At 56.3% G+C, this 13,165-nt stretch carries 14 protein-coding genes; 6 read left to right on the top strand and 8 right to left on the bottom strand.

The window, feature by feature from the left end; translation table 11 throughout:
- Position 1 precedes the first annotated feature (1 nt).
- Positions 2 to 1,369 carry an MFS transporter gene (locus CKV99_RS03175; protein WP_092260361.1) on the bottom strand — a complete coding sequence of 456 codons (1,368 nt, stop codon included), beginning with the start codon at positions 1,367 to 1,369 and terminating at the stop codon, positions 2 to 4.
- 53 nt (positions 1,370 to 1,422) lie between these two features.
- Between CKV99_RS03175 and thrC the strand changes: the two genes are divergently transcribed.
- The 3 genes from thrC (at position 1,423) to CKV99_RS03190 (ending at position 4,121) form a co-directional block, all read left to right on the top strand.
- Entirely contained in the window at positions 1,423 to 2,868 is a 1,446-nt protein-coding gene (gene thrC, locus CKV99_RS03180) for a threonine synthase (protein ID WP_092260402.1), read from the top strand.
- An 89-nt stretch (positions 2,869 to 2,957) separates the two neighbouring features.
- Positions 2,958 to 3,137: a hypothetical protein gene (locus CKV99_RS03185; RefSeq protein WP_092260363.1), complete on the top strand. Its 180-nt coding sequence runs from the start codon at positions 2,958 to 2,960 to the stop codon at positions 3,135 to 3,137.
- A gap of 12 nt (positions 3,138 to 3,149) precedes the next feature.
- A complete protein-coding gene (locus CKV99_RS03190) occupies positions 3,150 to 4,121 on the top strand; it encodes a trypsin-like serine protease (protein ID WP_231910155.1) in 972 nt (323 codons plus the stop codon).
- Between the two features lie 41 nt (positions 4,122 to 4,162).
- Here CKV99_RS03190 and CKV99_RS03195 read toward each other — a convergent pair whose 3' ends face one another.
- Both CKV99_RS03195 and CKV99_RS03200 read right to left on the bottom strand, forming a co-directional pair.
- Complete coding sequence (locus tag CKV99_RS03195) at positions 4,163 to 4,900, bottom strand: hypothetical protein (RefSeq protein ID WP_143063469.1); 738 nt, start codon at positions 4,898 to 4,900, stop codon at positions 4,163 to 4,165.
- Positions 4,901 to 4,970: 70 nt separating this feature from the next.
- A complete protein-coding gene (locus CKV99_RS03200) occupies positions 4,971 to 6,176 on the bottom strand; it encodes a hypothetical protein (protein ID WP_092260367.1) in 1,206 nt (401 codons plus the stop codon).
- Between the two features lie 219 nt (positions 6,177 to 6,395).
- Here CKV99_RS03200 and CKV99_RS03205 point away from each other — a divergent pair, with 219 nt between their 5' ends.
- Together CKV99_RS03205 and CKV99_RS03210 are read left to right on the top strand one after the other, a co-directional pair.
- Entirely contained in the window at positions 6,396 to 6,923 is a 528-nt protein-coding gene (locus CKV99_RS03205; protein WP_092260368.1) for an NUDIX hydrolase, read from the top strand.
- Positions 6,924 to 6,955: 32 nt separating this feature from the next.
- A complete protein-coding gene (locus tag CKV99_RS03210) occupies positions 6,956 to 7,681 on the top strand; it encodes a PIG-L deacetylase family protein (protein ID WP_092260370.1) in 726 nt (241 codons plus the stop codon).
- Positions 7,682 to 7,692: 11 nt separating this feature from the next.
- On the opposite strand, the gene CKV99_RS03215 is transcribed toward CKV99_RS03210, so the two are convergent.
- From CKV99_RS03215 to CKV99_RS03225, 3 genes are all read right to left on the bottom strand, one after another.
- Positions 7,693 to 9,204, bottom strand: coding sequence for a cutinase family protein (locus CKV99_RS03215; RefSeq protein ID WP_092260372.1), 1,512 nt, complete (start codon positions 9,202 to 9,204; stop codon positions 7,693 to 7,695).
- Between the two features lie 66 nt (positions 9,205 to 9,270).
- On the bottom strand, positions 9,271 to 9,651 hold the full coding sequence (locus CKV99_RS03220; protein ID WP_092260374.1) for a hypothetical protein: 381 nt from the start codon (positions 9,649 to 9,651) through the stop codon (positions 9,271 to 9,273).
- A 96-nt stretch (positions 9,652 to 9,747) separates the two neighbouring features.
- Complete coding sequence (locus CKV99_RS03225; protein WP_092260376.1) at positions 9,748 to 10,008, bottom strand: helix-turn-helix transcriptional regulator; 261 nt, start codon at positions 10,006 to 10,008, stop codon at positions 9,748 to 9,750.
- A gap of 191 nt (positions 10,009 to 10,199) precedes the next feature.
- Here CKV99_RS03225 and CKV99_RS03230 point away from each other — a divergent pair, with 191 nt between their 5' ends.
- Complete coding sequence (locus tag CKV99_RS03230) at positions 10,200 to 10,628, top strand: pyridoxamine 5'-phosphate oxidase family protein (protein ID WP_092260378.1); 429 nt, start codon at positions 10,200 to 10,202, stop codon at positions 10,626 to 10,628.
- A gap of 363 nt (positions 10,629 to 10,991) precedes the next feature.
- Here CKV99_RS03230 and CKV99_RS03235 read toward each other — a convergent pair whose 3' ends face one another.
- Both CKV99_RS03235 and CKV99_RS14220 read right to left on the bottom strand, forming a co-directional pair.
- Positions 10,992 to 11,891: an Abi family protein gene (locus CKV99_RS03235; protein WP_143063470.1), complete on the bottom strand. Its 900-nt coding sequence runs from the start codon at positions 11,889 to 11,891 to the stop codon at positions 10,992 to 10,994.
- A gap of 989 nt (positions 11,892 to 12,880) precedes the next feature.
- Complete coding sequence (locus CKV99_RS14220; RefSeq protein WP_157728372.1) at positions 12,881 to 13,021, bottom strand: hypothetical protein; 141 nt, start codon at positions 13,019 to 13,021, stop codon at positions 12,881 to 12,883.
- Positions 13,022 to 13,165: the final 144 nt, after the last annotated feature.

A 13,165-nucleotide genomic window follows, 5' to 3' on the forward strand; every position in this document is an offset into this window, starting at 1 on the left:
GTCAGTCGCCGTGGCGTGGTTCTTGGTCATCAACGATGACCACGGGGCCGGACGATGTCACGGCTGCCTCTGTGCGTTTCAGCACGACACGGGCAATAATCAAGCCGACCATGCCTACCGCCCACACGGAGAAGACGGCTAGCCAGGCAAAGCGGAAGTCAGCCCACTGGTATTCCAACCCGTGGGAGGAGTAATCCAGCATCACTCCCATTAGCTGGGCGGCCAGCATGCCTGCGATAAATCCGCCCATATTGGCCATGCCGGTACCTGTCGCAACCACCGAACGCGGCAGTTTTTCGCGCACAGAGTCAAAACCGTAGTTGGCGGCTGGGGTTAAGATTCCGATGAACAGCTGCATCACAATCACCGCGGCCACAGTACGCGGGGTAGGGGACCACAAGAACACGACCCAGCCCACCGAGTGCACCAGGGAAAAGAGGATGCCAGCGAGCTCGCGGCGCTGACCCGCACGCGAGGAGACAGCACCCATGAAGGGCCCGGCCAGCATGGTCACTACGGTGTTGATCACGAGCACCGTGCCCGCAAGTGGCTCGGAAAGTCCCATGCCCAGCGTCATCAGTGGAACACCCCACAGCAGGGAAAACACCAGCATGTACACCATGGACACCCAGTGCAGGAAGAAAGCCTGCCAGCACACCGCGGACCTAAACACGGTTTTCAGCGCGCTGCTTAAGGAAAGCCGTTCGGCGCGTTGGCGGGCGCGCTCCTGCATTTCTTCGCCGCGGGAGCCCTCCGGTGTGTCAGACACAGCGACGATGGCCGCCAGGCACACCAGCACTCCCGTAGCACCAAGGCTTAAAAACGCCACGGTCCAGCCGGAGGTGTTTAACAGCCAGAGGAAAGGTACCGCCGAGAGGAACTGGCCTACTTGTCCACAGGCAGAGGTGAGTTGGGTAAACAGGGGTGTTTTCTTCATGGGGAACCAGTACGGGAGGATGCGCATCACGGAAAGGAACCCGGTGGCGTCGCCCAGCCCGATGAGAACGCGGGCACCAATGGCTACCCAGTAGCTCGTCGTTAAGCCCAAGATCGTTTGGCCTACAGCCATGATCAGCGCGCCGATCACCAGCATTTTACGGGGCCCGAAGCGGTCGATCAGCAGGCCCATGGGGATCTGGGCCAGCGCGTATACGCCGATCTGTACTGCGGTGAACACCGCGATGCGGGAGGCGTCCACCTCGAAGCGTTCGATGGCATCCACGCCGGCCACGCCGAAAGAGGTCCGGCCTAAAATGGCCACGATGTAGACAGCCAGCGCCGCCACCCACACGGTAAGTGCTTTGGTGGTAACAACGTCGCGGGGGTTGGGGCGCGGGTTCGGTCGCGGTGCAGGCTGGGATTTAGGCATATGGTGCACCCTACTCTGCCCGTGTGTCGGGTGCTCCACGTAAGCTAGTGTCCGTGGATTATATTTCAACTCGCGATTCTTCCCGTACCCCATCTAAGTTCACCGATACTTTGCTCGGTGGACTCGCCCCGGACGGCGGGCTGTACATGCCGGTTCAGTATCCAGAGCTTGACGACGACACCTTGAGCCAGTGGCGCACGCTACTAGAGGAGAAGGGTTATGCGGCGTTGGCTGCTGAGGTGCTGAAGCTGTATATCGATGACATTCCGCACGAAGATATCGAGGCGATTACGGCGCGTGCCTACCGCACCCCAAATTTTGCGACTGAGGCGATTGTGCCGGTTTCGCGTGTCGACAACCACCTCATGATTGCCCACTTGTCCGACGGGCCGACGGCCGCGTTTAAGGATATGGCGATGCAGTTGCTCGGGGAGCTGTTCGAGTACGAGCTGGGCCGGCGTTGTGAGACCATCAATATTTTGGGTGCGACGTCGGGTGATACTGGGTCATCGGCGGAGTATGCGATGCGCGGGCGTACCGGGATCCGCGTGTTTATGTTGACTCCGGCAGGGCGGATGACGCCGTTTCAGCAGGCGCAAATGTTCGGTTTGGATGATCCGAATATCTTTAACATCGCTTTGGATGGCGTGTTTGATGACTGCCAGGATGTAGTCAAGGCCGTCAATGCTGATGCTGAGTTCAAGGCAAAGTACCGCATTGGCGCGGTCAACTCGATTAATTGGGCGCGCTTGTTGGCGCAGACGGTGTACTATATTTCCACGTGGCTGCGCGTGACTGAGTCGAATGATCAGAAAGTGTCCTTTAGCGTTCCTACCGGTAACTTTGGTGATATTTGCGCCGGCCATATTGCGCGCCAGATGGGGCTGCCGATTGACCGCTTGATTGTGGCTACTAACGAAAATGACGTGCTCAATGACTTTTTCACCACCGGCAAGTACATTCCGCGCTCGGCGGCTGAAACTCTGGCGACTTCGTCGCCGTCGATGGATATTTCCAAGGCGTCGAACTTTGAGCGCTTTGTTTTCGACCTGTTGGACCGTGACGCCACGCGTATCGACGAGCTCTTCGGCACGGCGGTGAACACCGGCGGTTTCTCCCTGGAAGATGATGTCACCCGTTCGAAGGTGCGCGATGAGTTCGGGTTTTACTCGGGCAAGTCCACACACTTGGACCGCGTTGCCACAATCAAGGCGTTGCACGAGGCGTTCGACATCATCATCGACCCGCACACAGCGGACGCAGTGAAGGTTGCCCGCGAGTGGGAAGACGAAACTGACACCCCGATCGTGGTGCTGGAGACGGCGCTGCCAGTGAAGTTCTCTGAGACCATTGTGGAATCAATCGGGCAGGAGCCGGAGATCCCTGAGCGCTTCGCGGATATTATGGGCGCAGATCGCCACGTGGCTGATATGCCGAATGATGCCGAAAAGGTGAAGGAATTCATCGCAGAATCCATTGCCAAGTCAGACGTTAAGTAATCCTCGTCGGGGCAAACCTCATCTGAATCAACCCGAAACCTGAATCAACCCAAAGCAAGCTGGAGCAACCTGGAGTAAAGGAGCCACTGATGGCACAGGAACAATTTGCAGGCCCGGAATACTTCACCGAGTTCGATCCGGAGAAGTTCATCCGCGACATGAAGATCCAGGCCGAGGAAGCCGAGAAGGGCCAGAACCAGAGTAAGAACGGTGACAAGGATGTCGCTGCTGCTGAAATGGATGCTGAAGGCCCGCAGCCCGAGAAGTAAGGCAGTAAGACTGTGAGCAACTCCACTGGACGACACCGCCAAGCGCAAGGCCACACCGGTGCGGGGCTGACCTTATGGTCGGCCCTTGTCATGGTGGTCGCATTTGTCGTGGCGATTGTGGTGTGGATGGGGATAACCACCCACGATGTAACAACGCCGTCGGCGGAAGAGGTAGCCGTGAAGCAGTCGGCCCAAACACCGCCACCGGTGGATCCGAATGTGGTCCCACAATCCACGGTGCTCACGCCGACTTCCGCGCCGTGGGCACCGGGCACGTTAATTCAGTTGACAGATTTCTATCCGCAGCCGGGGCAAACATTCACCGCCCAGTCGTGCACGGTGGCGTTCAGTTTTACCGGCGAGGATGGTCGCGCGTATGCGGTGACGGCCGGGCATTGTGGCAAGGTCGGCGATCTGGTGTGGCCCACCAATGCTACGCACGCCGAGGACTATAGGGTGGAGGCCGGTACCTTCATTTATTCCGGTATGCAGCCCCCAGGCACAGAAGGTGCTGGAGGCACAGGTCAGAACATCGACATCGGAATCATTGAGATCACCGACCCCAGTCGTGCGATGGAGGTTGTCGGTGACGCGATCCCAACGGGTCTTGTTGTCGATCTGCACACTGAGCTGATCGACGTGTGCAAGACCGGTGGTACCACCGGTTATACCTGTGGTCAGTTCGGCCAGCCCAACCAGATTCAGCTTGTCACGGACGATAGCGGCACCACCATCGAGACTCGGGGGGATCTTGCCCAGGTGTGCGCGGCGAAGGGCGATTCGGGCGGCCCGGTGTTCACGGAGGTAAATGGCCGGGCGGCGATTATTGGGGTGGTGTCTGGCACCGAGGCGGGCATCAACGTGGAAGATTGTGCTACTGAAGAAAGCCAATCCATGCTCATGTCCTATACGAATATGGACGCCACTTTGGATGTCATCAGCACCGTGGTCCCCGACGCAGCGCTGATTGAACAGCCCTGGTAGCACATGCGCACGTAACGACGCCACACTGCACTGAACGACGTTTAGCGGGCCCAGCGCTGGTCGAATGCCTCGTTGGCCGGCGACTCCTTCCTCGTTGGCTTGCCACCTTCTTCAAAATCCACAACTTGGATGGAATCCGGGCCGTAGAGGCTTAGCGAGATCAGTTCGATGTCCTTATCCCCGGTGATCACGGTCCACTTCTTTTCAATTTCGGCCTGTTCGCGGTCTGTGTCAGCAAACCACGTATAGAAGACTTCTTTGTCGTGGTTGCTGCCAGGAAAGTCGAGAATGGCTAGCGAGTCGGCGCCGGTTACCCTGGCGTCGGTGATCAGTTTTTCGAGCTGCTCTGGTGGCATCGAGCTATAACAGAACCCCCAGAAATCTAGCTGCATGTTGTCCGGGGTCTCGAGGGCCAGGTTTGTCAGGCAGGTGCTCATGAGCAGTTGATCGATGTGGATGGCTAAAGCGCTGGGGTTGGCGTCGGCTGCTTCGGTGAGCATCCCTTCGAGCCGGAGTCCGTTTTGGGCGGGAGCCGCGCTCGCTTCGTCGATAAGCCATGGCTGAACCAATCCAAGGGTGGCCTGTGGGTCTGTCTCAAATGTTGGCCCAGCGCTGTTCTTCTTCTCTTTGGGTTGCGGCGTTGCTTCGCTACTGGCTTCGTGGTTGACAAGCAGGACGATTAACACCACAGCGGAGATGAGGAGCACCCCGTAGCCCAACACGAACACTGGTGCAGGCAGTATGCGGCGGGGCTTCGCGGGCGTTATCGAGGTGCTCATAGTAGATAGAAGTTTAGTGGTGGAAGTCGAAACCGATCAAAGTGAACCGCCATGGTTCCAGTGCCTGTTTTCAAGGTCGCTCGTCTTCCACCAAACCGTCAGAGGTGAGGGTGTACCACAGGAAGTCGGACGTATCACGGGGGAAGAAGGTGACTCGGATGCGTACGCCCTCGGGAGCGCGGAGGTTGCCATAGTCTTGCTCAATGGTGTCTGGATTGACGTCGTTGAAGGAAACCCGGTAATCATGGGAGCCAATTGCGGAGGATTCGATCTGAAATGGATCATGGTCACGCACTGCGTTAATGACAGAGACGAACTCCTCAACGTCAGTTTCTTCTTGGCAGGCGGCGTCGACCCCGATACGGGTGTCGGCACGGCGGGTTCCCTTGGCGTCGAAGCCGAAGAAGCAATAGCGGGAGGTGAGCTTGTTGATTGCCTCAACGAGTTTCTCCGGGTTATCCAGAGCATCGGGAACCATCACTGCAGAGACGACGTAATCCATTCCTGGGCGGATTGGCTCCTTGAACTTATCCAGGGTGACGTCGGCGAACACATCAGCATCGACATGTTCTTTCATCTCGTCGGATAGTTCGATGCCCATGATCATCGAGTCATAGTCTTGCCCCGTGGTGTCATCGACTACGATCTCGCCAGGCTTGGACGACGCTGTAGACCCATTTTGGGCCGAGCTAGTTTCCGTCGGCTGCGTCGATGATGCTTCGCTGGTGCCTGTAGCGCTGGTGCTAGCAGGAGAGGATGTGGTACTGCCCGCCGCCGGATCCACGTCGTTACCACCGCTGAACAGCGCAAAAGATGCGATTAGTGCGATGATTGTTAACACCACCAAGACGCCGATGACTATGAACACGGTCATGTTGGAGCCCGAGGTGGTTGTACCCGCGCTTGACGATGACGCCGCTGGTGCTCCCGCGAAACCGTACTGGGGGGAAGCACTAGGCTGATTGAACTGCTGCCCACCGGAGGAGGGCTGCCCGCTGGGGTAGTGCTGCCCGCCGGAGGAGGGCTGGTTGGCATAAGGGTTCTGGTTGGGCGCTTGATCCTGGTTGTAGGGCTGGCCGTAGTTGGGTTGCTGCGGGCCACCGAACTGCCTAGTGTCGTTTGATTGCCCAGGCGGAAAGTGCTGGCCCGGTTGGCCCGGCTGGCCCGGTTGGCCCGGCTGGGTGCTCTCACCGTATGGGTTCGGCACCGAAGGCTGGGATGGTCCCTGTGGTGGTGGGCCGTACGGGTTGGGGTTCTTAGAGTTATCCGACGACATAGGCGTTGCCTTTCAGCTGAAAATCGTGTGTACAAAACCTGATAGATATGTTCAGGATAGCGGAGAAGAAAAGCGGAGACTGGCACAGCCGGCTTTGCCCGCAATAGCATTCTAGCCAGCACCACCGGCTCGCCTGGGCCTCGCCTAGGGCTAGGGCTAGACTGGGCGCGTCTGTACTAGTGAACATTGCGCCGCCGCAGAAAGGTTCCCGCGAAGGTTATGCCGATCCCAGAGTTTATCGTCGAAACGCGAAAGAAAATCGGGCACGATCCGATGTGGATACCCGCGGTTACCGCTGTTGTGCTGCGTGATTCTACCGATGATTCGCCGTGGGCTGTGCCCGAGGTATTGCTGGTGCGTCGCGCCGATAATGGCACGTGGACACCCGTGACCGGAATTTGCGACCCAGGCGAGGAAGCCCACGTCACCGCGGTACGTGAAACCAAGGAAGAGACAGGTATTCAGGCCACCCCGGAGGCGTTATTAGGTGTTGGTGCGATTGGGCCCGTTGTTCATAACAATGGTGACCAGGCAAGTTATCAGTCTGTTGCCATTCGCTTGGAGCCTGAAGACCCTGGTGCGGAACCGCTGGTTGGTGACGACGAGTCCGTAGATGTCGGTTGGTTTTCCATCGCGCATATGCCGGTGCAAGACCCGAAGTTCCGCCTGATCATCGCGGATGCTGTTGCACAACGGAAGCACCCGCAGGCGTTTCGGCCGCGGATGGGCTTTACCAAGCGCTCCTAGTCACGTGCACCCGGCCCCGCTACAATGATGTCATGGCAACAAAGATCGAGACTGAAAACACCGACACCACGCTCGCGCCCCTCGACACCACCGGTGTTGAGCGCATCTTGTGCGTTGTCGCCCACCCGGATGACCTGGAATACGGCATTTCTGCGGCCGTGGCCGCCTGGACTGCTAAAGGCATCACGGTGGACTACCTGCTGCTGACTGCTGGCGAGGCCGGCATGCAGCGCCCACCGGCCGAAGTAGGCCCGCTACGTGCCAAAGAACAGCAGCGGGCCTGCGACATTGTCGGCGTTACTGAGCTGCGGATTCTTGACTTTCCCGATGGGCTGATGGAATACGGCATCCCCGTACGTAAGGCGATCGCGGAGGCGATCCGTGAGCTCAAGCCCGACTGGGTTGTTACCTCTAACTTTGACCTTGAGGCGCCTTGGGGCATCAACCATGTTGACCACCGCGTGACCGGCAAGGCCACAGCTGATGCGGTCCGCGATGCGGGCAATAAGTGGCTTTTCGACGATCTAGGCGCCCCACACGCGGCCTCCAAGTTCTTGGTAGGCGGTGTGACTGATCCTACCCACTACCAGGATGTGGCGGGGGAGTTCTTTGACAAGGGTGTGGCCTCACTTGCCGCCCACAAAGAATATTTGGCTGACCTACCAAATCACCCGAGCCCGCAGGAAGTGCTCGAGTTTGCTACGCGCCCTGCTGGCGATTCGGAGTGTGCGATGTGCTTTAAGGTGTGGGATATGTAAAAGGGGGCTGGCTAGTCGTCGGCAAGTACTCCGCGGGTTACTGCTTCAAGCCACTGCTGGGCGTAGTCCTGGCCGCGCAGGCTTTCAATGTAGTAGCCACCCTTGTAGTAGCTCATGTGCTTCGGCCCAAAATCGCCTGCAAGTTGCGCCGTGAGCACAGTGTTTGCGTGTGTTGGGTCAGCCAGTGCGCCATCTAAACCGCTGACCTCGGCGACCGCAGCCATCGCAACCGTTGTCGCGTGGTGTGCAGCAGCCTGCCGCATCTCGGTGGCGGTGGTGATGCGCGGAAGATGGCCCGCATAGGAAACATCCTTGTAGAGGGTTTCGGCAGCGTCGAGAGCATAGAGCGTATCGACGACCACCCGGATCCACACTGCTGCCTCAGGTGAGGCCGCGGCGAGAATATCTGCCACCGCGCCGAGAATACCACCGAGATACTCTGCAGTAACGGCCTCGTGCATCAGATTGGGCAACGCTGCAATGAGGATCAGCCCGAATAATTCGGCCGGGTCAAGTCCGTTGCCGGAATGATCGTAGGCAAGGTCGCCGTATTCGTGTAACTCGATAATAATGTGTGTAATCGCTGGTAATTGCGCCAATGTCAGCCCAGCAGCCTCGGCGGCTTCATCGACCTCCACACCGGCGAAAACTTGGGACAAGAACTCTTTCAGGATCGGCCCGGACTCCAGATCGCCGGGCACATCCTTGTCAACCCGTGAGGCATAATCAGCCAGTACTCTGATCAATGAGTCCTGTGGTGAAGAGCAGGATAAATCCTCGGCATTACACAGCGAGAGTACTTTGCCGTAAAGTTCGGCAAAGTCGCGTTGACGTGGCCCGGCCATGCCTTCGCGTGCACCATGCACACCGGTGCCACCGCCGTTAATGATCTCGAAGTTAGCACCCATTTCGCCTGGGGGAAGAGGGCCATAAAGTTTGGCTGGTTGCGGCCGGTTTGAGTGATCGTCGATACGTGCGCGCCCAGGATCGGCGACCAGTAAAACCGCAGCGATATCATCAGCGGTAATGCCGGTGACCTCGCCGTTGGCGATCAACGCAGCCACATCGCCAACGACCGCTGCTCCCTGCGAATAGCCAGCGAAGATGAATTTCGTTTCTGGGCAGTGCGCCGCGACCATCTGGACTTCGTCGAGCGCGGTCTGGACACCAGCCAAGCGTGACTCGCCGAAGGTGGACATTTCATAGCCGAACTCATCACCGTGCAGCGCACTGAACGCACCCAAAGAACTGGGGTATGAGATGTTGAAACCGCTGACGTTTCGCGCCCCGAATTCGATTTGCAGCTCGTCGGCAGGATTGTAGCCGTTGTCAAAAAGGGGTTGCGGCTCGGCCGTGTGGAACCGATTGGACATCCCTGTGCCACCTGCCTGCAACACGTGCACCGGAGTGCAATTCGCGGACACCTCAAAAGCCTGTGCTGGGGTGGTGGCCTGGGAGACAGCGAGGGATTGGGCCAGGCTCGCGGACAAACCAAGTGCAATAACGGTACGGGCAGACAGCACAGCAGAAACCTACTTTCGTGGTTAAGAGCTTAAAAGGAAGTATAGGGAGTCTGTGCCACAGGTGGTTTACTCCGCTGCCACCATCTCGTCGCGGTTAATTCTGGTGGCTAGGTACCGTGTCACGCTGAAAGGAACTCCGATGAGTTGGATATAGACCAGCTTTGAAAAGAACAAAGCTGTATCTAAACCGGTTAAGTCGAACCAAAAACGTGACACAAACGCGACGATCCCACCGATCAAAAACAAGACTAAAGACAAACAAATTGAGACCTGTAAACCGTGATCGCGCGCTTCGAGGTGAAGCTTGAACTCATATTCATCTAATTCTGTTGCCGGAAGATCAATAGATTTGATGCTGCGACGCAGGGCGACAATACCGAAAATAAACAGGAAAGAACCGAGTATCCATAAAAGGTTGGAGATACCGGGTTGGAAAAAATGGAGCATAGCGGCCAGGACAGTAACGGCGATAGCAATATAATTGACAGCGATCAGCTTCTTACGGGTTAAGGCTGACTGCGGAATGGTACCGGTGGTCTTCGTTTAATCCTTTCGGTAGATTTCGGTTGACATCGGTGTGAACTCGGTGCGAGAAAACACAGCCTCGACGGGGAGCTGGAAAACATCGCAGATTCGGAATGCGAGATCAAGGCTGGGGTAGTGATCACCACGCTCAAGCGCGCCAATGGTTTGAGGGTTGACATCAACCGCCTCAGCAAGTTGTACGCGCGACATGTCCCTTTCCACGCGCAAAACACGAATCCGGTTATAAATAGGATCAACTGGCTTCTTCTTTGGGGACATGCTTGAAAGTATTGTATAAACGCAATAATCTGTCAAGGTTTCCGATGACGAAACTTGAAGGGCAAGTGTCGGTGGAACGGCCCGGGATAGGCGTTGAGGAAGCAGGCGGATAACGGCCGAACCGGAAGTAAGCAGGGGTAGAAAAAGAAAGAGCCTTCCCCGCGGCTGCCATTTGGTGCCACAATGGAGTTATGGCTACTAATGAAGAAATTATCCGGAACCTGACAGAGGAAGAGTCCCTCGAACTCATGGCTGGCCAGACGTTTGGGCGCCTAGTGGTTCAGCTCAAAAATGATGTTGATATCTTCCCGGTAAACTTTGCGGTCCATGACGGCAAGATCTACTTCCGCACTGCCGAAGGAACCAAACTATTCGGCGCTGCTCGCGCCGACGATCTCATCCTCGAAGCAGACCACGTTGATCAGGACGCCAGTGTGGCGTGGTCGGTCGTTGTGAGGGGGCCGTCGCGGATTCTGACCAAAGCCGATGAAATCCTCGAGGCTGAAGAATACGGCGTCAAGCCTTGGATCCCAACACTAAAATACAACTTCGTGGAAATCACCCCGCGCACAATCTCCGGCCGCGAATTCCAGCTCGGTGAGGAACCAGAGCGCTACTAAAGCCTGAACGCTTTTACCCGAGCGCTTTAAAACGTCAGACGGTTACTGAAACCTGCTTGGCCACAGAAGTGTGATCGGTGGGTGCAGTGGTCGTCGATAAGCGATAAGGGCAGGCGACAATGGGCCCATAACCTCCGGGCAGGAAGTCTAGGGCCGCTCTATGCTGGGGCATCCCTGGGGTCGCCGTACCCACGAAACTACTTCTCGCTCAATCTTCAGATTCCCCAACCACAGGTCAGGAGATTTGAAACCTGCCTTAGATCCAAACTGTGTAGCGCATTTCATAGGGACATTGTGGGCTGGGAATTTGCTATGTAAGTGTCTTGGATTTCTCACTCAGCGGGTAAGTATGGAGGCCAGAAGTCATGCTTTATGCGGGTTGGTGATCCCGCGTAGGTAGGAGTTGTTTACCCGCGCAACCTCGAAAAACTCATCCAGAAAACTCGTCTGAATGTTTGCCCTCGCTAAATAGTTATCCATTGCAACGATGACTGCGAATACTGAGTTCGGTTCATACTGACCTCCTAAGGCCCTCTTAGCCTTCTTTCTGACCTTTGGCAGCACTGACGGTTGATCTGTCGTCGAGATATTCCATAATCGCGAATAGTGGGCACACCTATTTCTAAGGTGCGCGAAAGCCCTTAGCTGTTTAGAAAGATCTTGATTGTTTGCGTTGAGAATCGAGCAACAAGACTTGTAAACCCGCATGTCGTCGTCGCGGTAAGTGACCGCTTTAGATAGCGTTCCAAATGAGAACGTTTCGACGGCCGCCCATACCGGAACGTTATTTGCCCAGCTGGCTCCGGTTTCGCCCTCACTCCGATGCCTCAGGATGAAGGGCTCCTTAGAACGCTCCAGCTCCGATAGGATGATGTCCTCCGTCGGCGTTTCGTTTGGGCGCGGAGGTTGCGAGTAGGCCCCAACTTCTAGATAGGCTGCGTACGGAGTGTGAATTTCGGCCTCACTGTGTGCAAACGCAGTTCTCGCTGATATTTCAATTTTTTGTAAGCCGTCGAGGATTAAAGTTCGCAGTTGTGCATCGAGCTCGTATATCTCTCTGATTTCGGAGAAAGTAGTTCCACTGCGAAAATTTTCGTCACCCTTCGACGGAGCAACCTGGAAGTATCGCATATAGCCAGAGAACCGATAATAGCTGTTCTGACGCAAAAAACCTTCGGGCTCGTCTGATTCGACAATGCTGAGGCCACGTTCATCGACAATCCCGATTTGGCGCTCAAACGATGCAAACTCTTTGCGGGTCAATGCCGAATCCTCCACTCGCCACACGAAAAAGCCCCCCTCGCATTTGAGCTGCAAAGCATAGGCTTGGAGGGGGTATCTCTTGATACTGAGTGTACACGGCTTGAGCTAAAAGGGGTAATTGGGGTTGTCGTAAATTGTGGATATGAAACACCAGCTATCAGGCACTCGTGCCTGTGGCGTTGAGCGCTGAGACGGGTATGGTTGTGATCCTTGTCTGTACTGACAACCTTTTCGAAGACCTCACTGGTGTTAGCGGCGGTGCCAATGGCCGTGTTAGTTGCCGGGTCCTTTAAGTCCACTACCTTTAACATTCCCAGTCTGGCACCCGAGGCTGGCTCGATACGGACGAAAATAAAAATCGTTTGCATGTTGCGCCATCCCAGCTTCAGCTTCCCAGTCGTCGAGGTTGAAACGGGGCTTTGCCACCATCGCTTACGAATGTGCCCGTCCAGACGTGGGTAAGGGGGGCGAAGCCTTGGCCATTGAAATCATTGCTGGTCTGCTGTCATTGATTATCACCCGCCTGCAACGCCTCCGGATCTTCACCCCACCACCACATTCCACAACACACGGCGTACCCGGACGACACCCCCCACGGCCGGGCCCCACCGCCGCCGCAGCAATGATAGAGAGACTCGTCCACCACGCAGAAATATTCACACACAAGTGAACCAGCTACCGAATCGCGGGCAAGGAAGACATACTTCCATCAGTAGCCACCTAACGAAGCGAGTACGTAAACTAACAACACAAGAATGGGCTAATTTTCAACCGCTGAAAATGGGCTATTTGCAGACCGTCGCTGACACCCCTGGCGTTATCCCACACAATCGTGATCTTTTTGCCTGCGTATCAGCGGGTTATCTCCCTTAGCACTGGAATAATATTGTCCGTGTCCTGCCAGGCCATGGCGACTACATCAACATCACCAGTTTTGGTGTTTAAAAACCCACAACACGATTGTGCCCGACGGGTGCGATCCACCCTGATCACAGCAGCAGCCCCGGGACGGATCCAGCCTTGACGGATGACGGGTAGATAAACCGCAGCCCAGTATGTTTGAGCAGCAGGTGAAATGTTGAGTCTGATTCGTAGATCACCCCGAAGGTTGATGATATCCATTTACGCACTGCTGGTACTGTCCACAACGCATGAGGTAATCCCTGCTGACTTGGTGGGGAAGGCAGGCCCTGATCTATGTGTTGGCGCTGCTGGTGAGTCAGTGTACTGGCGTTGGTGTTTCCACAGTGGTGGGAAAACATACTGGCTATCGG

The sequence above is a fragment of the Corynebacterium cystitidis genome, assembly GCF_900187295.1.
GTDB lineage: Bacteria > Actinomycetota > Actinomycetes > Mycobacteriales > Mycobacteriaceae > Corynebacterium > Corynebacterium cystitidis.

Coding starts and splice junctions, on each gene's coding strand:
- CKV99_RS03175 (WP_092260361.1), bottom strand. CDS start 1,369: ATGCCTAAATCCCAGCCTGCACCGCGACCGAACCCGCGCCCCAACCCC.
- CKV99_RS03185 (WP_092260363.1), top strand. CDS start 2,958: ATGGCACAGGAACAATTTGCAGGCCCGGAATACTTCACCGAGTTCGAT.
- CKV99_RS03195 (WP_143063469.1), bottom strand. CDS start 4,900: ATGAGCACCTCGATAACGCCCGCGAAGCCCCGCCGCATACTGCCTGCA.
- CKV99_RS03200 (WP_092260367.1), bottom strand. CDS start 6,176: ATGTCGTCGGATAACTCTAAGAACCCCAACCCGTACGGCCCACCACCA.
- CKV99_RS03205 (WP_092260368.1), top strand. CDS start 6,396: ATGCCGATCCCAGAGTTTATCGTCGAAACGCGAAAGAAAATCGGGCAC.
- CKV99_RS03210 (WP_092260370.1), top strand. CDS start 6,956: ATGGCAACAAAGATCGAGACTGAAAACACCGACACCACGCTCGCGCCC.
- CKV99_RS03220 (WP_092260374.1), bottom strand. CDS start 9,651: ATGCTCCATTTTTTCCAACCCGGTATCTCCAACCTTTTATGGATACTC.
- CKV99_RS03225 (WP_092260376.1), bottom strand. CDS start 10,008: ATGTCCCCAAAGAAGAAGCCAGTTGATCCTATTTATAACCGGATTCGT.
- CKV99_RS03230 (WP_092260378.1), top strand. CDS start 10,200: ATGGCTACTAATGAAGAAATTATCCGGAACCTGACAGAGGAAGAGTCC.